The organism is Bradyrhizobium sp. 187, assembly GCF_023101005.1.
Lineage (GTDB): Bacteria > Pseudomonadota > Alphaproteobacteria > Rhizobiales > Xanthobacteraceae > Bradyrhizobium > Bradyrhizobium canariense_D.
In genome coordinates this window covers 3,018,057-3,030,546 of record NZ_CP064693.1, presented here as the reverse complement: position 1 = coordinate 3,030,546, position 12,490 = coordinate 3,018,057, and the positions used below count along the sequence as shown (strand labels likewise).

The 12,490-nt window shown below is 62.0% G+C and carries 10 protein-coding genes and 1 pseudogene; 4 read left to right on the top strand and 7 right to left on the bottom strand.

The genetic code is table 11. The features are described 5' to 3' along the window. Positions 1–24 precede the first annotated feature (24 nt). Together IVB19_RS14215 and IVB19_RS14210 are read right to left on the bottom strand one after the other, a co-directional pair. Positions 25–1,278: an ABC transporter substrate-binding protein gene (locus IVB19_RS14215; protein ID WP_085395994.1), complete on the bottom strand. Its 1,254-nt coding sequence runs from the start codon at positions 1,276–1,278 to the stop codon at positions 25–27. A 58-nt stretch (positions 1,279–1,336) separates the two neighbouring features. Next, positions 1,337–2,356, bottom strand: coding sequence for an ABC transporter ATP-binding protein (locus tag IVB19_RS14210; protein WP_018459409.1), 1,020 nt, complete (start codon positions 2,354–2,356; stop codon positions 1,337–1,339). A 233-nt stretch (positions 2,357–2,589) separates the two neighbouring features. On the opposite strand from IVB19_RS14210, the gene IVB19_RS14205 reads away from it, so the two are divergent. Then, complete coding sequence (locus tag IVB19_RS14205; protein WP_204510883.1) at positions 2,590–3,393, top strand: DeoR/GlpR family DNA-binding transcription regulator; 804 nt, start codon at positions 2,590–2,592, stop codon at positions 3,391–3,393. A 189-nt stretch (positions 3,394–3,582) separates the two neighbouring features. On the opposite strand, the gene IVB19_RS14200 is transcribed toward IVB19_RS14205, so the two are convergent. Beyond that, complete coding sequence (locus IVB19_RS14200) at positions 3,583–4,608, bottom strand: aldo/keto reductase (RefSeq protein ID WP_018459411.1); 1,026 nt, start codon at positions 4,606–4,608, stop codon at positions 3,583–3,585. A 199-nt stretch (positions 4,609–4,807) separates the two neighbouring features. On the opposite strand from IVB19_RS14200, the gene IVB19_RS14195 reads away from it, so the two are divergent. Further along, the gene (locus tag IVB19_RS14195) at positions 4,808–5,707 is read left to right on the top strand and encodes an SMP-30/gluconolactonase/LRE family protein (protein WP_247395880.1); all 900 of its coding nucleotides are present in this window, start codon (positions 4,808–4,810) and stop codon (positions 5,705–5,707) included. A gap of 244 nt (positions 5,708–5,951) precedes the next feature. Here the strand turns inward: IVB19_RS14195 and IVB19_RS14190 are convergent, their stop codons facing one another. The 4 genes and pseudogenes from IVB19_RS14190 to IVB19_RS14175 all read right to left on the bottom strand — a co-directional run bounded on the left by IVB19_RS14190 (position 5,952) and on the right by IVB19_RS14175 (position 10,737). Continuing rightward, the gene (locus tag IVB19_RS14190) at positions 5,952–6,911 is read right to left on the bottom strand and encodes an ABC transporter permease (RefSeq protein ID WP_018459505.1); all 960 of its coding nucleotides are present in this window, start codon (positions 6,909–6,911) and stop codon (positions 5,952–5,954) included. After that, positions 6,908–8,020: an ABC transporter permease gene (locus IVB19_RS14185; RefSeq protein ID WP_018459504.1), complete on the bottom strand. Its 1,113-nt coding sequence runs from the start codon at positions 8,018–8,020 to the stop codon at positions 6,908–6,910. The genes IVB19_RS14190 and IVB19_RS14185 overlap by 4 nt, the downstream gene beginning before the upstream one ends. After that, positions 8,013–9,555 (bottom strand): annotated as a pseudogene (locus IVB19_RS14180) (sugar ABC transporter ATP-binding protein). Before IVB19_RS14180 ends, IVB19_RS14185 begins: the two are co-directional and overlap by 8 nt. Before the next feature lie 66 nt (positions 9,556–9,621). Then, positions 9,622–10,737, bottom strand: a complete 1,116-nt coding sequence (locus IVB19_RS14175; protein WP_247821531.1) for a sugar ABC transporter substrate-binding protein — start codon at positions 10,735–10,737, stop codon at positions 9,622–9,624. Between the two features lie 215 nt (positions 10,738–10,952). Between IVB19_RS14175 and IVB19_RS14170 the strand changes: the two genes are divergently transcribed. Together IVB19_RS14170 and IVB19_RS14165 are read left to right on the top strand one after the other, a co-directional pair. Further along, complete coding sequence (locus IVB19_RS14170; protein WP_247454436.1) at positions 10,953–11,111, top strand: hypothetical protein; 159 nt, start codon at positions 10,953–10,955, stop codon at positions 11,109–11,111. Between the two features lie 319 nt (positions 11,112–11,430). Continuing rightward, positions 11,431–12,432, top strand: a complete 1,002-nt coding sequence (locus IVB19_RS14165; protein WP_007608730.1) for an autoinducer 2 ABC transporter substrate-binding protein — start codon at positions 11,431–11,433, stop codon at positions 12,430–12,432. Positions 12,433–12,490 lie beyond the last annotated feature (58 nt).

The following is a 12,490-nucleotide window of genomic DNA, read 5'->3' as shown; positions in this document are numbered from 1 at the left end:
GTGGCGCGCCATCCCGCCACGTCCCTATTTGTAGGCGCGCAAGACGCGGTCGGACTGCTGTTGCGCGGCGGCCAGCGCCTCCTGCGGCTTCTGCGCGCCCGTGATCGCGGCCTGCACGGCATCTCCGACGAACTTGTAGATGCGGCCGTTCTCATGAACGGAGAGCTCCGGCACCGCATGCTCCAGCTGATCGCGCGCAACTGTGGCCTGCGGGAAGGCCTTTGCGTAGGCCTCCATCGTCGGCGTCTTGTAGGCGGCCGGCGACACTGCCACGTAGCCGGTCTTCATGCTCCATTCGGCCGCGCGATCCGGAGCCGTGATCCATTGAATGAACTTGACGGCCGCCTTCTGCTGTTCGGGAGACGCACTCTTGAAGATGTAGAAATTGCCGCCGCCGGTCGGTGATCCGCGCCGCTCCCTGGCCGGCAGCATGGCCACACCGAACTGGAATTTCGCGGCGTCCTTGACCGCCGTCAGATTGCCAGTGGTGTGCCACATCATCGCCGTCTTGCCTTCGAGGAAATCGTTGCGCAGCGTCGCCCAATCGATGCTGCCGGCCGGGGCGACGTTGTGCTTGCGCGACAGGTCGACCCAGTACTCGAGGGCAGCGACCGTCTTCGGAGCGGTCAGATAGACCTCGTTGCCGGGCTCGTTCATCATCTTCTGCCCGTTCTCGATCGCCAGCGCCTGCAGCATCCAGTAGGCATATCCGGTCGAGGGAATTTCGATGCCCCAGCGCGTCGTGTTGCCGCCATCCTTCTTGACCAGCTTCTTCGACATCTCGACCATTTCGTCCCAGGACGCCGGCGCCTTCTCGGGATCAAGGCCCGCCTCCTTGAAGGCGTCCTTGTTCCAGTACAGCACGATGGTCGAACGCTGGAACGGCACGCTCCAGGTCTTGCCGTCGATCTGCCCGTTCGCCATGAACGCCGGATAGAACTCCTTGAACCAGGCCTTGTCGCCGACGAGATCGTCAAACGGCACGATCGCGTTCTCGTCCATCAGCGTGAACACGTCGGTCGACAGCAACACCGACAGTTGCGGCGGCTGCCCGCCCTTCATGGCGGTCATCGCCTTGGTCATCGTATCCGTGTAGTTGCCGGCATAGACCGCCGTCATCTTGATGTCAGGATTGTCCTTCTCGAAGCGCGAGACCATGTCGTCGATGATCTTGGTGACGGGACCGCCGACCGCGACCGGATAGTACATGGTCAGATCCACCGCGGCAGCCGGGCGTGCAGCCATCGAGAGTACGGCAAACGCCGCTGCCATCAACATCGTTCGTCGCGCAAACATGGGACAATCTCCTTCGTTACTGCGTTTGAAACAGCCGCTGCTATCGACCGGATATCGCCCGCTGGCCCTCTGTGACGATGGTCTCCAAGCGAGTTTCCAAACTTGAATCGAACCGATGCTCGAGCCCGGGTTCCCACGCGATCCGGACATCCTCGCCTGGCCGAACCTTGCTGAAACCTTCGAGCCGCACCGAGATGGGCTGACCATCGACCTCGCACAGAACGATGCTGTCGGCCCCAAGATGCTCGATCGCCCTGACGCGCGCAAAACGGTCCCCGCCCGACACGATGCGGATATGCTCCGGCCGGATGCCGATGAGATGATCACCCTGGCGCAACAGGTTCATCGGCGGCGTGCCGATGAACCGCGCCGTGAATGCCGTCGCCGGCCGGTTATATAGCTCCTCTGGTGTGCCATTCTGCTCGATACGACCATCGCGCATCAGCACGACGCGATCCGCCATCGTCATGGCTTCGGTCTGATCGTGGGTCACGTAGACCATCGTCATTCCGAGCCGCTGTTGCAGGGCGCGGATCTCCGTCCGCATCTCATGCCGCAGCTTGGCGTCCAGATTTGAAAGCGGCTCGTCCATGAGGCAGACCCGCGCTTCCGCAATGATGGCTCGTCCCAGTGCAACCCGCTGGCGCTGGCCGCCAGATAGCTGCGACGGCTTGCGTTCAAGCAGATGCGCAAGGCCAACAATCTCGGCCACACGCCGGAGCCGCTCGTCTCGTTCCGCGCGCGACACGCGACGCACACGCAGTCCGAAGACGATGTTCTCGGCTACGCTCAAATGCGGAAACAGCGCATAGGACTGGAAGACCATGGAGATATTCCGCTGCGCCGGGGTCAGATGGGTCACGTCGACGCCGCCGATGGCGATCGTACCGGCATCAGCATCCTCAAGCCCGGCGATCAGCCGCAGCGTGGTCGACTTACCGCAGCCGGACGGTCCCAGCAGCACAAGTAGCGAGCCCTCGTTCGCTGTCAGACTGACGTCATCGACGGCGCGCATCGCGCCCCAGAACTTGGAGACATGACTCAGCGTGATCGCTGACATGGCCTGTTCGCTCTCACCGTGATGCGGCTACGCCGCTGGCGACGGCTCGCTGCAACGGACCCATGCAAGGCCGCTCACCGCAGACAGACCGGTCCATGCGCCCTCCCTCGTGCCACGCGCATTCGTCGGCGTAGCCACCACGATGTTCATTTGAACATAGCGTAACGCCATATGAAACCAGAAAATTGCGTCCTTGGAGTTCAAATGATACTTTCGTTGAGAACGGAGGGCCTATGCTCAGGACCGCCACGACCCGTCAGACCCACATACTAGAGATCGTGCGCGAGCAAGGCTTCGCCTCCATCGAGCAGCTCGCGGTGCGTTTCGATGTCACTCAGCAGACCATTCGCCGCCTCGTGAATGCACTCTGCGACCAGGGCCTGCTCCGGCGGGTGCATGGCGGGGTCGGCCTCCCGGTCCAGAACCAGAACCTCGCCTATGGCAGCAGGCACAGGTTGAACGCCAGCGCGAAACGGCGGATCGCGCACGCAACCGCCAACCTCATCCCTGACGGGACGTCACTGATGATCGGACTTGGCACGACGCCCGAATACGTCGCGCAGGCGCTCTCCCGCCGTCGGGATCTGCGGGTGATCACCAACAGCCTGAACGTGGCCGCAGCATTCGCGCACAATCCGGACGTGGAGATCAGCATCGCGGGCGGCACGCTGCGGCAACTCGATCGCGATATCATTGGCGAGTCGGCTGCGCGCTTCTTCGCGGGTTTCCGCGCCGACTTTGGTATATTCGGTGTCGGGGGGATTGATGAGGACGGCACGCTGCTCGATTTCCATGCCGATGAAGTCAAGGCGCGTCAATCCATTGTGGCCAATTCGCGAACGTCCGTGCTAGTGGCCGACATCACCAAGTTCGGTCGCAATGCGACGGTCCGGGGCGGCCATCTCGACGACTGCCACCATCTCGTCATCGATGATCGATTGCCTGGATCGTTTAAGCCAATCGCGGACAGGTATGGCGGTCTGATCCACACGGCCCGCGACGCCCGCGCAGATTTCGAACGCCTTGGCCATACCTAGCGGACAACATAGACTCCCTTGCTCAGATCGATCGCGGACTTCAACGCACGGCCGACAATCCGCGCCGCAATCGGCACTGAGCCAGTCCCACGTGCCGCGCACCTACGGGGGCGAGCTCGAGCGGTGGGGAGCTGTTTTCCCGGTGATCCGAGCCCTCGGCTTGAACCAATTCAAGCGTGTTCATCCGGTCTACCTCGGAACAGGCGCTTCCGATTCCAGCAGGGACGCGGCCTTGAGATCGCTCCAGAGCGCGCCCGGCACTGTGGTGGTCAGCGCTGCCACATTGCGCTCGACCTCCTGCGCATTATGCGCCCCGAGAACCACGCTCGCGACCGCGGGATGACCCAGCGCAAAATGTAGAGCGGCCGTCGGCAGCGCTACGTCATGAGCTGCGCAGATACGCTGGATCTCAGCAACCTTCGAAAGGATCTGCGGCGGCGCGTCTTGATAATTGTACTTGGCGCCCTTGATGGCGCCCGTCGCCAGAATCCCCGAATTGAACACGCCGCCAAGCAGCACCGCGATGCCCTGCTTCAGCGCCAGCGGCATGAACTCCTCGAGTGCTGGCTGCTCCAGCAGCGAATAACGCCCGGCGAGCAGCATCACCTCGAAGGACCCGGCCTGCGCAAAGCGCACGCACATCTCCGCCTCGTTGACGCCGATCCCGATGCCCGCGACCACACCTTCGGAACGAAGTTTGTCCAGCGCTACATAGGCCCCGGACATCGCTTCGCGAAACCGATCCTCGATCGCGTCCTTACCGTGGGTCCACACATCGACATCATGGATCAGCAACAGGTCGATCCGGTCGGTGCCAAGCCGCAACAGCGACTGCTCGACCGAGCGCATGGTGCCATCATAGGAATAGTCGACGACGGCTCGGTGCGGCTGTCCACCAATAAATCCGGACCGAGTCTCCGGCTGGTGAAACGGATCCATCCAGCGACCAGTTTTTGTGCAAAGCACCACATCCTTGCGCGGCACGCGCCGGAGCGCCGTTCCGCAGCGATGCTCCGACAGGCCGTTGCCGTAGTGCGGCGATGTATCGAGCAGATTGATGCCGAGCTCGAAGGCACGGCTCGCTGCGGCAATTGCAGTGTGGTCGTCGAGCTCGAGAAAGAGATCGCCGAGCGGTGCGGTTCCGAACCCGAGGATGGAAACTTCGAGACCGGTCCGGCCAAGTGTGCGGCGCGGCAAAGCCGATTGCGAAACCATGGTGGATTGCTCTTCCTTCTCCGCGCCTCGATCCGCGCTAGTCTCATTGCAGCGACGCGCAGCGTATGTATTTGCCGTCAGGTGTCAACGCGAGGATTACGGGTCTCGTACAAGACTATTCCGCTCATACATTCGGGTTGCTAAGAAAAGCGGAACCGGCACGCGGGCACTTCACGGCCTGCGGCAACGAGGAGGAACGATGCTCCCCTATGTTACGCACGACGCACGCTTTGCTCGCCTGGTCTTTGGTCACGCCAATCTCGAAAAACTCACCAGCGGCTGCCGCTGGGCCGAAGGACCCGCTTACTTTCCGGCCGCCCGCTATTTGATCTGGTCCGACATTCCGAACAACCGGATGATGCGCTTCGACGAGACGGATTCATCGGTGTCGGTGTTCCGCTCGCCGAGCTTCAACTCGAACGGCAACACGACCGATCACGAGGGGCGGCTCGTCACTTGCGAGCACTTCATGCGCCGCGTCACCCGGACCGAGCATGACGGCTCCATCACGGTGCTTGCCGAGCAGTTCGAAGGGCGTCGGCTGAACTCGCCCAACGATGTCGTGGTGAAATCGGACGGCTCGATCTGGTTTTCGGATCCGACATACGGCATCGACAGCGATTACGAGGGCCAGCAGACCAAATCCGAGATTGGCGCCTCCCACGTGTATCGGATCGATCCAGCGGGCGGCGAGATCAGCCTCGTCGTCTCTGACCGCGTGCAGCCGAACGGGCTGGCGTTCTCGCCAGACGAGAAGCTGCTTTATGTCGCCGATACCGGCGCGACCCACGTCGACGGGCTGCCCGCGACGATCTGGTCCTACAAGGTCCAGGGAAACAAGGTCGCTGAGCCCTCGCTGTTTTCCACCTGCCCCGACGGCCTCTACGACGGATTTCGCTGCGACATCCATGGCAACGTTTGGACCTCGGCGGGACGGAGCGTGTTCTGCTACGCAGCCGACGGGACACATATCGGCACCATTCCCATCGGCGAGATCGTGGCGAATGTCTGTTTCGGCGGTCCGCAGCGCAACCGTCTCTACATTTGCGGACAGACATCGCTGTATTCGATCTTCCTCAATACGCGCGCGGCCGTGTAAGGGAAAAGGCGGCGCGGGGCGGCGTGCGGCGCCATCCTCAGCCGTTCTGACCGCGCTTTCGCCGGCCGTCGGTGCCCTCGTCGCCCTGCAGATCGGATTCAAGTTCCTCGATAGCGCGCGATCCGAACTTGCCGGTCTCTGAGCTCGCGGATACTGTGTCGAGCAAGGCAGTTCGTTTCGCTAAAATTTTGATTTACGATGATTTCCAATTTGTAAAGAAGGCGGGCCACCTTAGGCTGGCCATCTAGCTCGTGACGCGTTCGCCCCGCCCGTAGACGAGCAGCATGAAGATGATAACGAGACCATAGATCACTTGGCGGCCCGCCTCCGGCATCTCCATGATCGACAATACACTGTTCAGGAGCACGATCAGGACGACGCCGATCAGCGTGCCGAGATAGCGGCCGCGGCCGCCGAGGATGTTGGTGCCTCCAATCACGACGGCGGCGATCGAGGGCAGCAGATAGGCGTCTCCCATGCCTTGGTAGGCCTTGGTGGAATAGCCGGCGAGCAGCACGCCCGCGAGCGCGGCAGCAAGGCCGCAGAGGACGAAGCAGACCACCGTGACGCGGCGCGTGTTGACGCCGGCGAGATAGGCCGCCGCCTCCTTGTTGCCGATGGCGTAGATGTAGCGGCCGAGCGACATGCGCTGCAGGATCACGACCACCAGCACGGACACCCCGGCCCAGACGAACAGCGCGTTGGGAATGCCGAGCGTACGATCGCCCGCCAGCATCCGCATCAGGTCGGTCGCCCCGGTCTGAGGTGCGTAGCCGCCAGTATGCGCGACCATCAGGCCGCGCATCACGGCATTCACGCCCAGCGTAAAGATCATCGAGGGGACCCGCAGATACGCGACCCCGACGCCGTTGACGAGCCCGACCAGAACGCCGACCCCGAGCCCGACCGGAATTGCGAGAGGACCGCCGACCGAGGTCGCCATCATGGCCGCGGCCGCGAGCGTCCAGGGCACCGACAGATCAATCTGCGCTATCAGGATCACGATCATCATGCCGGCCGAGACGATCCCGAGGAACGCACCGATCTGCAATTGCTGCAGAAGATAGGCCGGAGACAACAGGGGAGCGCTGCCGAAACGGGCGAATGTGTAAACCGTACCCGCGACGAGAATGACGACGATGAACACCGCCGCAATCAGGATCGGGCGATCGTCGCGCGAGAGGCTGAATGAGGCCGCCGTCATCGAAACAGCTCCAACGTGTTCTTGACGCGCAGCATACCCAACGCGCCGATGCTGACGGCAGCGAGCAGGATCACGCCCTCGAACAGCGGCTGCAGAAGAGGGGCAATGTCGAAGATGCGGAAGAAGAAGGAAATCACGCGCAAGACCATAGCGCCGAAGATCGACCCGATCGCACTGCCGGTTCCGCCAAGCAGCGAAGTGCCGCCGATCACCACGGAGGCGATCGAGTTGAGCGTATAGGCGCCGGCCTGCGGAATGTCCGCATTCCCAGACGAAGTCTGGATAGCAAGGAAGAGACCGCCGCAGCCGGCGAAGAAGCCCGCGAGCGTGAAGGCGGCGATCTTGGCGCGCTCGATCGGAAGGCCGGACATATAAGCTGCGCCCTCGGCCGAGCCGATCGCATAGACGGCGCGGCCGAGAACGGAGCGGCGGAACGGCACCCATACCAGCAGCGGAATGAGAACGAGAAGCACGAAGGGGACCGGGATCCAGGCGAACGGCGCAAACCAGGCAGCCGCGCCATCGTCGAAGATGTGCACGGTCGAGGCGAAATCGCCGAGCGAGTTAGTCAGCGCCCAGTTCAGATCAACATCGATCTTGCCGCCCGGGGTCGGACGCAGGAAAAGCGCGATGCCGATGTAGACCGCGCCGGTCGCAAGCGTCGCGATGATCGGCTGGATGCGCCCATAGACGACGACGCAACCATTGATAAAGCCGGCAGCCGCGCCGATCACAAGGCACACGGCGATCCCGAGCAGAATGCCGCTCACGCCGCCCGGAAAGGTGCCGAGGCCGAGATGCACGCCGAACAGGTCGAGATGCAGCGGCGCACCACCTGCCGCGCCGGTCAGGAGGTAGCTTGCAAAGCAGCCGACCATGGTCATGACCGCTCCGACGGAGAGATCAAGGCCCGACATTAAGACCGGCACTGTCTGCGCCATCGCCAGCATGGCGAGCGCAAAGATTTCGTCGCCATTCTGCACCAGCACGGCGGAGGAGAAGCCGCGGGGATGCGCGGCGTTGTAGAAAATGTAGAGAGCACAGAACAACAGGATGGCGGTGACCAGACCAATGTTCTGGCGGATCCTGATCGCGAGATCGTCAAGCATGCGCCGCCCTCGCTGCGGTATCGGTGTCGACATTCAGGGAGCTTGCGACAATGTTGGTCTCGGTGAGGTCGTCGCCCTCGAGCTCGCGCACGATGCGGCCGTCATACATGATGACGACGCGGTCGCAGCAGCCGATCAGCTCGTCATAGTCGGTTGAGTAGAACAGGATTGCGGCGCCCTGGTCGGCGAGTTCGCGCATCAGCCGGTAGAGCTCCTGCTTGGTGCCTACGTCGATTCCGCGCGTGGGATCGTTGAGCAGGATGATGCGCGGATCGGTCATCAGCCATTTGGCGAGCACGACCTTCTGCTGGTTTCCGCCCGACAGCGTCGAGACCGCATCACTCGCGGCGTCCAACTTGATCTGCAGCCTCGCGATGGCTCGCTGGATCGCGGTGCGTTCCTTCCCGGTATCGATGAATGGGCCAGTCGAAAGCGCGTCGAGCGATGCGATCGCAAGATTGTCTGCGATCGACATCGGCAGCATCAGTCCTTCGGTCTTGCGGTCCTCAGGCACGAGTGCGATGCCGACCGATTTTGCCGCCGCCGGGGAGCCGGGACGTACCTCGCGATCTGCCACCGTGAGGCGACCAGTGACACCGCGCAAAACACCGAACAGCGCAAGCAACAGGGATTTCTGGCCCTGCCCGTCGAGACCGCCGAGCCCGACGATCTCGCCGGCGCCGATGCTCAGTGAAATGCGATCGAGCTGCCTCTCCCAGCACAGGTTCTCGAGCGCCAGCACCGGCTTCGCGGCATTTCGCGCCGGCTTGGGCGGATACTGGGCCGCGATGTCACGCCCAATCATGAGCTGGATGATATCGGCGGTCGAACGCCTCCCCTTGTCGAAGGTCTCGATATGGCGGCCGTTGCGAAACAACCGAGGCCCGGTCGGCGAGCGCCTCGACCTCGTGCATGCGGTGCGAGATGTACAGGATTGCGACGCCCTCGGCCTTGAGCCGCGCCAGCATCGCATAAACCTTCTCCACATCGGCGCTCGTCAGTGCCGATGTGGCCTCGTCGAGGATCAGCAACTGCGGCCGCTTGCCGAGCGCCTTCGCGATCTCGACCACCTGGCGCCTCGATAGGGGCAGATCGCGCACGCGCCTCAGGGGGTTGACGTCCTCACAGCCGATCTCGGACAAAAGCTCTTCGGCGCGGCGGCGCTGCGCCTTCGCATCGATCAGGCCGAACCGCCGCGGCGGGGATGCAATGGAGATGTTGTCCGCGACCGAGAGGTCGGGCATCAGCGATAGTTCCTGAAAGATGCAGACGACACCGGCCGCATTCGCCGCCGACGGCGTGGCGAAGCTGACCTCGCTCCCCGCGAGGCGCATGCGACCGCTGTCGGGCTGCACCACACCGGCAATGATCTTGATCAGGGTCGACTTGCCGGCGCCGTTCTCGCCCAGCACGGCATGAATCTTGCCGCGTTCGCAGGCGAAGTCGACGCCTTCAAGCGCGCGAACGCCGGCATAGCGCTTGGAGATGCCGGCAAGCTCCAGGAAGGCGGATTGCGTCGGATCGGCAGCCGGCATGGCCGGGCCTTCACGCAACGACGGCCCGGCGAATGCCGGGCCGTGACAGAGACATCGCTGGAGCCGTCACTGGGTGTTCTTCTCGCTCTGCGACATGATCTCCGGGGCAGTGAAGTTCACGCCGCACGGTGTGAACTGGTTCGGCGCAAAGAAGTTGGCATTGAGCTCGGGCCAGTAATTCGTGCCCGGCTTGAGATCCTTGTAGGTCGCCACTGGAATCGGGATCGAGATCAGCTGCGGCATAATGTTGCCCTGCAGCGCCGAAATCGCCGCCTTGGTCGCGATCGCCACCAGCGCCGGCGACTGGCCGTAGGACATTCCCTTTAGTCCGTCCTTGGCGTGATCGGCAATCTGTTTGCGGTACTCGTTTTCGCCCTCGCCCGACATCGGCACAAAGGGATGCTTGGCAGCCATCAGTGCCTGCACGGTGCCGTCGGATCCGCCTTGGGTGAATACTCCGTCGAAATGACCATGCACAGCTAACGCATCTGCAGTCACCTTCTGCGAGGTGCCGGTGTCCCAATTACCAACCACCTCGGTGATTTTGAAGCTGTTGCCGGGCGATTCTATTACCTCGCGGAAACCGAGATGACGGTCGCGGTCAACGGAGTTTCCCGGGAGGCCACGGACTTCGAGGATGTCGCCGGATTTCTTGCCGCTCTCGTCGATCAGCCATTTGGCCGACATGCGGCCCATTTCCTTCTGGTCCTCGTTGACCATCATCACCTTGTCGGTGTCGAGGACGTTGTCGAACGGCACCACCACGACGTTGTTCTTGTCGGCAAGACGGATGATGCGATCAAAACCGTCGGGAGCTACCGCAATGGTAACGATTGCGTCGAAGCCTTGGTTGATGAAATCCTCCATCGCGCCAAGTTGCGCCGCGACATCGGTCCCGGTGGAAACAACCTTGAACTCCTTGATGTTCTCCTTGATACCCGGCTGATCGGCGAAAGCCTTGGCAGTCTTCACCATCTGGATGCGCCAGGTGTTGCCGACAAAACCGTTGACCAGCGCGATTCTGTAGGGGCCCGCCTTCTTGGGCCACTGAAAGAATTTGGTCTCGGACGACCACGGCTTGAAGCAGGCGGGGTCGGCGCCGGGACCGGAGACGACCTTTGGACCTGCCAGAGCACTCACCGATGACAACAGCAAGCCAGCCCCGCCAGACGAAGCGTCCACACCATGTCGTGTCTCCCTGAGCGTTTGTGTTCCACCCTAACGCGGCGCGTAGCCATGCCGGGAATTCACCTTCCCATGCGCGTGTCGGGCTAGGATGGCACGCAACTTGCGATGCTGACAAGCCGAGGGCGGACGCTCCGGCGCGAGACACGATCTGAACGCACGGCCAAACCGACGGCAATTGTGGAAGCAGAAAACGTAACAATGACAGTCGGATGTTCGTGGGCGGCAAGGGATTGTGCAACGGCGAAGCTGGCGATGGCCGGGCTTTCATGGTGGCATCCACGCGCGTGAAGAAAAAAATGACACTCAGGGAAAAGTGTGAATCGCTACGCGAAGCCGAACGAAGCCCGCTTGCTGAAGCCGGGTTTTGAAAACCAGAGGCTGGGACTACTTGCTTTCGTCCGGCGGCCTGGCGCTCCTCCGCTAAGATAATGGCTGTAGCAACGCCGGTCGCTCGCAGCTCCTCACTCAGCAGCTCGACGGCGAGATCAGGTATCGCACCGCGACGGTGGCTGGCGAACATGTCACTTGCTTGACACGTTCTGAAGCGCCGGTCTCTAATGTCCTTCAAGGTCCTGCGGTTGGAGAGGCAACACTTTCTGCCCCCAAGCAAGAACAGGCTCGACTGCCCCACCCAGCGACTGTCAGGTCAAGGGTGCGGAATCCAAGATCGTTTCCTGGGAGGGAACAATGGACAGACGCCAGACGCTCAAGCTGATCGGTGGTACGGCCGCGTTGGCCGGTGCCGGTTTTCCAGGCTTTGCCTTTGCGCAAGCCCAAAAGGAAATGGTCACGGTCGTGAAGATCGCGGGAATTCCGTGGTTCAACGCACTTGAAAAGGGAATCCAGAAGGGTGCGAAGGATTTCAGCATTAATGCCACTATGGTTGGCCCGGCGAACGTCGATCCGGCACAGCAAGTAAAGCTGCTTGAGGATCTGATTGCCAAGAAGGTCAACGTGATCGGCTTGGTGCCGCTTGATGTAAAAGTCTGCGAGCCCGTACTGAAGCGCGCCCAGGCCGCCGGAATCAAGGTCATCACGCATGAGGGTCCGGAACAGGAAGGCCGTGACTGGAATGTGGAATTGATCGACTCCGTTCGGTTCGGCGAGGTGCAGATGGAACGTCTCGCCAAGGATATGGGCGGCGAAGGTGATTATGTGGTTTATGTCGGGACTCTTACGACGCCACTTCACAACAAATGGGCCGATGCCGCGATTGCCTACCAGCAGAAAAATTTTCCAAAAATGAAGCTCGTCGCCGACCGCTTCCCTGGCGCCGACGAGATCGACACCAGCCAGCGCACGACGCTTGACGTGATCAAGGCCTATCCCAACCTGCGTGGTATTCTCGGCTTCGGTTCGAACGGACCAATCGGGGCCGGAAATGCTGTGCGTCAGCAACGTCTTGGCAAGAAGATCGCCGTTGTCGGCACCGTGCTGCCAAGCCAGGCGAAGTCGCTTATCGCGGATGATACGATCCGCGAGGGTTTTCTGTGGAATCCCACCGATGCGGGTTACGCGATGGTCGCGGTGGCCAAACTCGTGCTCGATGGCAAGCCGATCACGGATGGCGTCGATGTACCCGGCCTTGGCAAGGCAGCCGTCGACGTTGCAGGAAAGCAGATCAAGGTGGACAAGATCATGCGCATCAACAAGGAAACCATCGACGGTCTGATCGCCGGAGGGCTCTAGGCCGGACCGGTTTAGTCGCCTCGTCGCGCTGCATTCCCGGCCCTTCCGGTCGGGAATG

Coding starts and splice junctions, on each gene's coding strand:
- IVB19_RS14215 (WP_085395994.1), bottom strand. CDS start 1,278: ATGTTGATGGCAGCGGCGTTTGCCGTACTCTCGATGGCTGCACGCCCG.
- IVB19_RS14210 (WP_018459409.1), bottom strand. CDS start 2,356: ATGTCAGCGATCACGCTGAGTCATGTCTCCAAGTTCTGGGGCGCGATG.
- IVB19_RS14205 (WP_204510883.1), top strand. CDS start 2,590: ATGCTCAGGACCGCCACGACCCGTCAGACCCACATACTAGAGATCGTG.
- IVB19_RS14200 (WP_018459411.1), bottom strand. CDS start 4,608: ATGGTTTCGCAATCGGCTTTGCCGCGCCGCACACTTGGCCGGACCGGT.
- IVB19_RS14195 (WP_247395880.1), top strand. CDS start 4,808: ATGCTCCCCTATGTTACGCACGACGCACGCTTTGCTCGCCTGGTCTTT.
- IVB19_RS14190 (WP_018459505.1), bottom strand. CDS start 6,911: ATGACGGCGGCCTCATTCAGCCTCTCGCGCGACGATCGCCCGATCCTG.
- IVB19_RS14185 (WP_018459504.1), bottom strand. CDS start 8,020: ATGCTTGACGATCTCGCGATCAGGATCCGCCAGAACATTGGTCTGGTC.
- IVB19_RS14170 (WP_247454436.1), top strand. CDS start 10,953: ATGTTCGTGGGCGGCAAGGGATTGTGCAACGGCGAAGCTGGCGATGGC.
- IVB19_RS14165 (WP_007608730.1), top strand. CDS start 11,431: ATGGACAGACGCCAGACGCTCAAGCTGATCGGTGGTACGGCCGCGTTG.